This window comes from Kribbella sp., assembly GCF_035655035.1.
GTDB lineage: Bacteria > Actinomycetota > Actinomycetes > Propionibacteriales > Kribbellaceae > Kribbella.
Window position 1 is genome coordinate 21,527 of sequence record NZ_DASRVN010000547.1, and the last position, 6,944, is coordinate 28,470.

4 protein-coding genes are annotated in these 6,944 nt (G+C 68.8%); 1 reads left to right on the forward strand and 3 read right to left on the reverse strand.

Features of this window, described 5'->3' with window-relative positions; translation table 11 throughout:
- Window positions 1-48 precede the first annotated feature (48 nt).
- On the reverse strand, window positions 49-1,365 hold the full coding sequence (locus tag VFF46_RS29570; protein WP_325040510.1) for a serine hydrolase domain-containing protein: 1,317 nt from the start codon (window positions 1,363-1,365) through the stop codon (window positions 49-51).
- A gap of 85 nt (window positions 1,366-1,450) precedes the next feature.
- Here VFF46_RS29570 and VFF46_RS29575 point away from each other — a divergent pair, with 85 nt between their 5' ends.
- Window positions 1,451-2,878, forward strand: a complete 1,428-nt coding sequence (locus VFF46_RS29575; RefSeq protein ID WP_325040511.1) for an alpha-amylase family protein — start codon at window positions 1,451-1,453, stop codon at window positions 2,876-2,878.
- Here the strand turns inward: VFF46_RS29575 and VFF46_RS29580 are convergent.
- Both VFF46_RS29580 and VFF46_RS29585 read right to left on the reverse strand, forming a co-directional pair.
- Window positions 2,875-6,042: a chondroitinase family polysaccharide lyase gene (locus tag VFF46_RS29580; RefSeq protein ID WP_325040512.1), complete on the reverse strand. Its 3,168-nt coding sequence runs from the start codon at window positions 6,040-6,042 to the stop codon at window positions 2,875-2,877. The two genes, VFF46_RS29575 and VFF46_RS29580, sit on opposite strands and share 4 nt — an antisense overlap.
- A gap of 123 nt (window positions 6,043-6,165) precedes the next feature.
- Window positions 6,166-6,944: heavy-metal-associated domain-containing protein (locus VFF46_RS29585; RefSeq protein ID WP_325040513.1), on the reverse strand; the 779-nt coding region annotated here is incomplete at its 5' end.

The window sequence follows — 6,944 nt, forward strand, 5'->3', positions numbered from 1 at the left end:
CAGCCGCGGATCGTGTTGGTCCGCCCGGACAGATCACCCGCCCCTACTTCATCCGATCGAACTACTCCGGAGATCGGCCCTTCCGGTGTGTAGGTACTGCGCTCGGCCATCGCTGTCCCGGCCGACGAAGGCGACCGGCCAGTGCACGCCTCCGGAGGGCTCGACCGGCAGCAGGCTGTCGCCGCGCCAGGCGACCAGTTCGGTCCGGTGCGGCTGATCACCGACCTCCGCGCTGACCCCGATCGGCGTCTGCTCCAGCCACAGCCGACCATCGGTGTCCAGCCGTACGTCGGTGATCGACTCCCGCGACGTGTACCGCCCGACGTACCGCTCAGGATGCGCGGGGCGAGCGCCCGGATCCGGCACCGGCAGCTCCGGGAACGTGACACCTGCCAGCTCCTGCAGCAGCCGCCCCATCAGCTCGGCGTGCACCGGCCGCGGCGTACCGCCGTTCGTCAGGATCGCGATCGCCACATCACGCTCCGGTACGACGCGCAGGAACGCCGCCTGCCCGACCGTCGACCCGTCGTGCCCGATCACGGTCCCGCCCGGCAGCTCGCTCATCTCCCAGCCGAGACCCCAGGCGTCCGCCCAGCCGATGTCGGGCAGCGTGATCTGCGGTTCCTGCATCGCGGCGGCGCTGTCTGCGCTGAGCACCTGCCCCTGCAGCCGTGCGAACCGGACCAGGTCCCGCGCGCGCATCGCCAGCATCGACCCGGCCGGCGCGTTCGAGCGCGCCATCGCCCAGGTCTTCACCGGTTGCCCGTGGAGGTGCCCGACGGCGGCGCGGTGCAGGATCGCCTCGTACGGGTTGTTCGCGGCGTGCGTCATCCCGAGCGGCTCGAACAGGTGGTCCCGCATGCACGCGTCGAACTGCTTGCCGCGGACCACCTCGATCAGCCGGCCGAGCACGCAGAACGCGGCGTTGTTGTACGAGAACATCGACCCGGGCGCGAACAGCTGCGGTACGTCGGCCAGCAGGTCGACGTACCGCTCGATGCAGTCGTCGCCGGGCCCCGTGTCGGTGAAGATGTCACCCTCGAACCCGGCCACGTGACACATCAGCTGCCGCACGGTCACGTCCCGCGCGAATCCGGGGAGGTACCGCCGCACCGGCGCGTCGAGCTCCACCTTCCGCTCGTCCACCAACTGCATCGCCAGCGTGGCCGTCAGCACCTTCGTCACCGACCCGATCTGGAAGATCGAGTCGGTGGTCGCCTCGACACCGGTCGCGGTGTTGAGCACGCCGGCGGCCGCGTCGACGACCTCACCGCCCACCCACACCCCGACCGCGATCCCCGGCACCGCATGCTCCGCGATCAACCCGGGCAACCGCTCCTGCAACCAGCTCTGAACGTCGCGCACTCCAGCCTCCTGACACGATTTCCCGCACGGTACGCCGCCGAGATGGTTTCATGGAGTACCCCACCGCCCCGAGGGAGTTGTTCCGATGCGCCGATTTCTGATCCTGCTGGTGAGCCTGTCGCTGCTCGGTCTGAGCGGTCCCGTGGCGCGGGCAGCGCCCGGCGGGGACCGGGACGTGATCGTCCAGCTCTTCGAATGGAACTGGAACTCGGTCGCCCGCGAGTGCGGCCAGGTGCTCGGCCCGAAGGGGTACGGCGCGGTGCAGGTCTCGCCGCCGCAGGAGCACGTCGTACTGCCCGGCTCGGGGTATCCGTGGTGGCAGGACTATCAGCCGGTCAGCTACAAGCTCGACAGCACCCGGCGAGGGACCCGTAGTCAGTTCGTTGCCATGGTCAACAGCTGCCACGCGGCCGGCGTCAAGGTGTACGCCGACGCCGTGATCAACCACATGACCGGCGGTTCGGCGGGCGGCACCGGCAGCGCGGGGTCGCCGTACAGCCACTACGACTACCCGGGGACGTACCAGACGCAGGACTTCCACGACTGCGGGCGGAACGGGAACGACGACATCGTCAACTACAACGACCGGTGGGAGGTGCAGAACTGTGAGCTCGTCGACCTGGCCGATCTGGCGACCGAGTCGGACTACGTGCGCGGGCGGATCGCGGCGTACCTGAACGACCTGCTCTCGATCGGCGTCGACGGGTTCCGGCTGGACGCCGCGAAGCACATCCCGGCGACGGACATCGCGGCGATCACGTCCCGGTTGTCGCGGCCGGCATACATCTATCAAGAGGTGATCTACGGCGCGGGGGAGCCGATCACTCCGGACGAGTACGTCGGGAACGGGGACGTGCTGGAGTTCCGGTACGGGAAGGACCTGGCGAAGATCTTCAACAGCGAGAAGCTCGCATACCTGCGGACGTTCGCGGAACCGCTGCCGTCGGACAAGGCCGTGGTGTTCACCGACAATCACGACACGCAGCGGGGGACCGGCGTACTGACGTTCCGCGACAACGGACGGTACGCGATGGCGAACGCGTTCATGCTCGCCTGGACGTACGGTACGCCGAAGGTGATGTCGAGCTACGAATACACCTCCAACGATGAAGGACCGCCGTCGACGAGCACGGGGCAGACGGTCGACACGACGTGCTTCACCAACCGCTGGCGGTGCGAGCACGAGTGGCGGGTGATCGCGAACATGGTCGGCTTCCACAACGCCGTCCGCGGCACTGCCGTCACTGACTGGTGGGACAACGGCAACGACGCGATCGCCTTCGGCCGCGGTTCGAACGGCTACCTCGTCCTGAACGACGAGAGCACCGCGCTGACCGGTCGCAGTTTCCACACGGACCTGCCGGCCGGTACGTACTGCGATGTCTTCCACGGCGACTACACGCCGGGGCACTGCAGCGGGCCGACGTACACCGTGGACTCGTCAGGCTGGTTCCGCGCCGACATCGCGGCCACGGACGGCCTGGCCCTGCACGTGGCGGCGAAGGTGTCTTAATCGGTCGACGATGCGCCGAGAGGTGTCAGGCGGACCTGCACCGGGCGGCCGTCGGCGGTGTCGAACTCGATCCGGGTCGCCGTTCCGTCCGGGGTCGCCCGGCAGGGCTGATCTGCGCCGGCTTGCCAATGGCCGCTGACGACCACCGTCAGGCGGTGCGGTTGGCTGGGGTTGGTCTGCCACGGGCGGGAGAAGGAGGTGTAGCGGCCGACGTAGGTGTTGCCCTGGTACTGGTCGGGATCCCGGCCGTCGTACAGGTGCAGGTCGGGGTCGCACACCGCCAGTACGAGATCGTTGCCCTCGGCACGGGTCAGCAGCATCGACGGAGTGTCGACCTCGCGGACCGGGCCCGCGTTCAGGTCCCGGGTGGGTTCGAAGAGGGCGTACCCCGTGATGCCGGTGGCCCGGTCCGCGACCACGTGGGCGACGGTGTCGGCGCGCAATACCTCGTACGGCGCGGTGCCGGGATCGGCCATCGCGGCGGCGAACTCGGCCATCGACGCGGGCGTTGCGTCGACCAGCATCGCGTACTCGTAGCCGGCGTCGCGGGGCGCGGTGCCGTGCCGGATCCAGGCGGTCGCGAAGTCGCCCGTCGTCGGCTGGTCGGTGCCTTGGTCGCGGGACTCCTGGGTGGTCCGGGACAGGCTGACCCGCTGGCCGGCGGGCAGGTAGTACCCGATTCCCTTGTCGTCGAGAAGCCATCGGCTCCGGACGTCGGTGCATTCGTACGGGAAGCTCGTGACCGGGACGGTGTCGCCGAGGTACGTCGGTGCGTCCGGGGTGGCGAGCGCCGTCTGGAAGAGCGTCGTCTCGGTCTCGTTCACCCGGTCGGTGTTCGCGATTCCGGTGCCGACGGCAACGATCCGGTCGTCGAAGCAGAACACGGACTTCAGCGCGCGGTGCGAGCCGTCGTACTTCGGGTGCTCGTGCAGCCGCATCGCGAACATGCCGTGCCGGTCGTCGATCGTGTGCGCACCGGCGAACGCGGAGTCGGTGAGCAGCATCTCCTCGATCACGCCGGTGAGGTCCGCCTTGAGCGCGGGCAACGGCAGGTTGATGGCTGTCGTCCCGGGCCAGCGGTTCCAGTTCCAGCCGTTCTGGTTGAAGCCGGAGGCGACGTTGGTGACCGGGTTCCCGCGACTCTGGACCTGGATCTGGCCGTACGTCGAGTACCGGCCGTACCAGTTCGAACCGTCGTAGATCTCGGTGGACCAGAGGTAGCGGTTGTGGCCGCGGACCGACACCATCCAGTCCGCGCGCCGGTGCAGCGACAGGGCGGCGTAGTTGAGCGCCCAGTTGCCGTCGGGAGTCGGCTCGGCCGGGATGTTGCGTGCCTTGAGCCTGTTGAGCAGCAGACGCGGGCCGGTCGACGGTTGTGCGGGCAGGAGCCGGAGGAGCGCGGCCGTGAGCTCCGGGTCGACGTCGGACGAGCCGTCCGGGGTGCCTGCCAGTGCGGCCCAGACGTACGCGTTGAGCGACATACCGGTGAGGCCTGTGGGGTGTCGACCGGTGATGGACAGCGGCCAGTTCACGGCGTTCGCGTACGTACGCATGGTGAGCAGCACGTGCTTCAGCGACTCGTGTGCGGGCTGCGAGATCCGGAAGGCACCGCCGCTGAGCATGTAGACGAACGGCGCGACACCGTTGAGCCCGTCGCGGCTGTAGTCCGGGTAGAAGCCGATGTGGTGGAACGACGTCCCGTCCACCTTGACGCCGTCCTGGATCCCCGCACTCGGCAGCAACGCCTTGCTGAGCCAGGTCTGGAGAGCGTGCAGGTACGCAATCTGCTCGGCAACGCTGTCCCGCAGCAGGATCGCCGGGACCATGCCCTGCACGGTGGTGTTCAGGATGTCCATGGTGCCGCCGTACGCCTGCCGGTCGTCCCAGCTCCGGAAGAGCCGGCCGAGGCCGGAGAACCAGGTGACGTCCGCCCGTACCGCGTCCAGCAGGCCCGCGTCGCGGAGTACGTCCCGCATCAAGTAGACGGAGTCGTACCACCCGCGGCCGTCATACCCGAAGTGGTGGATGGTGCCCTGCGTACTGCCGCGTTGCCAGCCCTGGTCGCGGAGATGGACGACGATGCGCAGGTACAGCTCGGCCAGCGCAGGCCTGTCCGCCGGTCTGAGGGCGTACGCCTGCGCAAGCTGCTTCATCAACGTGGTGTAGTCCTTGAGGGCGGCCGCGTTGACGAACGTCTTGAGGTCGGCCGCGATCGCGGGCGGGTACACCCCGGCCTGGTACGACACGATCGGCCGGCCGCCGCCGAGGGAGTCGCGGGACGGTACGCCGAGGGCGTCGACCTGGGCGGCGAGCACCTGGACGGTCGAGCTGCTGGTGGGGACGAGGAAGTCGTCGTGGTAGCGCGTGACGAGTGCCTGCAGCGAGTCGAGCTCCACGGCGGACGGTGCCGGTGTGGCGGGGCGGTTGCTGGTGAGGAGCTGGTCGAAGAGGTACAGCGCCTGCCAGTGGGAGTTGTCGCCGTCGTCGGTCTCGAGCGCGACGAAAGGTACCTGCTCGTCGCGGGTCGGCTGGTCGGGGCGGAGGTCCATGTTGAGGACGAGCTGGTCGACGTACAGGGTGCCGGTACGGCGGGGCGCGATCAGGCGCACGGTGTCCATGCCGGGCTGTGGGCGGCCCTCGAGGTCGTAGCCGTACCGGACCCACGCCGTACGCCAGCCGGTGAAGTTGAGGCGGAACTCGAACCACGCGGCGGCCCGCGGTCCGTTGCCGAACTCGAAGCGGACCACGTCGTCGATCGGTGTCTCGTTGTAGAGCCAGACCGAGAACGTGTCGACGACGCCTTGCCAGCATTGGTCGGACCCTGGGAGCTGACCTGGGCGGTAGGCGTCGGGGGTGAAGTTCAGGTCGGCCCGGATCGTGACGGCGGAGCCGGGGGAGTAGTCCCAGCGGAGCGAGCGGGTGCCGCAGCGGGCGGCGCGGTCGGTGATGGTGAGGGTGGATCCGGCTCCGGCGCTTACTTGGTCTGGTACGGCGGTCTCGAAGAGGAAGGCGGGTGGTTGTAGTTGGAGCGCCTGCTGTTCCAGGTCGGTTGCTGGGGTCGCTGCGTTGGCGCGGGTCGGTAGGGTCAGCGCGCCTGCGGTCAGAAGGGCGCCCGACAGCGCCGCGCGGCGGGTGAGGCTGAGGCGAGGGGAGATCTCCGGCATGATTCCTCCACTGGTCACGAAGTGATGGCACTCAACGCGGCCGGAAAAGGAGGAATCAAGGCGTAATCGCCGACCCGCGGACGGCAGGTCGGCGTCGTGCGCCTGCAGGTGGCCGGACCGGGCTCAGCCCGCCGGCGGCACCACCGTATAGCCCTGGTCACGGATCGCCTCGAACGCCTGCTCGCGCGCCTCGGCGGACGGGAACGCGGCGACAACCTGCTTCGAGTCGAGGTCGATCTCGGCCACGGTGGCGCCGTGCGACTCGAGCACGCCGGTGATGGTGTTCGTGCAGTGCGAACAGGTCATGTCGGGTACTTCGAACACCTCGGACATGCTGGATTCCTCCTGAGAGTCGGGACTTCCGGTAATGCGTACGACGTCGAGCATCCGGACGAACGTGTCGACGAACAACTCGACCACCGCCGGGAGCAAGGTGACCCGCCGCCCGGCCGTCGCGGTCGGCCCGAGGGTCGCGGTCCGCCCGGGCGTCGCGGCGGTCGGCGTGGGTGCGGGGATGGTTACGGGCATGTTGGCGAGGCACCTGGGAACCTCGGCGTACGCGAGCGGACTGTACTGCCGGGCCAGCCCCGGATCCCCGTGCGGCTGAGCGATCTTCGCGTCCTTCATCTCCCGCAACACCGTCCGCGACTCGGCGGTGTACGCCACCCCACCACCCGGCCGCCGCTCGAACCGCACCGGCACCACCCCGCGCCGGAACGTCTCCGACTGCAACCCCCAGAACCAGGTATTGGCCACCACCCCGAAGATCCCCGACTCCTGCAGCCCACGAGCAAACTCACCCGGCGACCGGTACGGCGTCTGCCCAGCAATCCACGAGTGCTGCACCAAAGCCCGCGCGGTCGTCTCGAACCCAACCCCCAAAATCTCCACCACATCCCGAT